Raw genomic sequence first — 995 nt, forward strand, 5'->3', positions numbered from 1 at the left:
GATCTGCACCGCCTCTGCGATCTGGTGGCCGACCGTATAGACGGGGTTCAGGCTCGTCATCGGCTCCTGGAAGATCATGGCGATCTGGTCGCCCCGGATCTTTCGCATCTCCCGATCGGAGAGCTCAAGGAGATCGCGATTGCGAAAGCGGACCTCGCCGCCGACCGTCCTGGCAGTCAACTTCGGCAGCAGGCGAAGGATCGAGAGGGCGGTGACGCTCTTCCCGCACCCGGATTCGCCGACGACGCCGAGCGTCTCGCCATTTTTGACCTGGAAGCTGATGCCGCCCAAGGCGCGGGTAACGCTTTCTTCACCGTAAAAGTGTGTCTCAAGCTCTCGGACGTCGAGGAGCACGTCGTTCCCTGCGGTTTGATGCATCTGCATGTTATCGCCTCCGCTTGGCGCGGGGGTCGAACATGTCGCGCAAACCATCGCCGAGCAGGTTGACGGCAAGGACCGTGGCAGCAAGGCAGATACCTGGGGCGAAGATCGTCAATGGCGCGGTGGCGAGATACAGGCGCGAACTGGCGATCATGTTGCCCCAGCTGGGGATCTCGGGCGGTACGCCCACGCCAAGGAAGCTCAGCCCCGCCTCCGTCAGGATCGCACTGGCGCAGACAGTTGCGCCCTGGACCATCAGTGCCGGAATGGTGCTTGGCAGGATATGCCGCCACAGTATCTTGGGCAGGCGCGCACCGCCGCAGAGCGCGGCCTCCACATAGGGACGCTCGCGAACACCCAGAACCACAGATCGAACAAGCCGCGCGACAGCTGGCGTCTCGGGGATCGCAATGGCGACGATGAGGATGCCGATCCCGGGTCCCGTCAGAGAAATGAGCGCAATAGCCAGTAGAATCGTCGGAATCGACATCAGGCCGTCCATGACTCGCATGACGACGTTGTCGAAGCTGCGGCTGTAGCCGGCGATGACACCGATCAGAAGCCCGGCAAGAGCCGCGCACGCCGCCGATGTCAGCCCGACCATGAGAGAGATC

2 protein-coding genes are annotated in these 995 nt (G+C 62.9%); both read right to left on the reverse strand.

The genetic code is table 11. From position 1 onward, the window contains the following. Nucleotides 1–384 (reverse strand): ATP-binding cassette domain-containing protein (locus EOA24_RS39235; protein ID WP_133374990.1); only part of this gene is annotated, 384 nt, incomplete at its 3' end. A gap of 1 nt (nucleotide 385) precedes the next feature. Then, nucleotides 386–995, reverse strand: a 610-nt coding sequence (locus EOA24_RS39240; RefSeq protein WP_133374992.1) for an ABC transporter permease, incomplete at its 5' end; no start/stop codon positions are given.

The organism is Mesorhizobium sp. M2A.F.Ca.ET.039.01.1.1, assembly GCF_003998035.1.
Classification (GTDB): Bacteria; Pseudomonadota; Alphaproteobacteria; order Rhizobiales; family Rhizobiaceae; genus Mesorhizobium.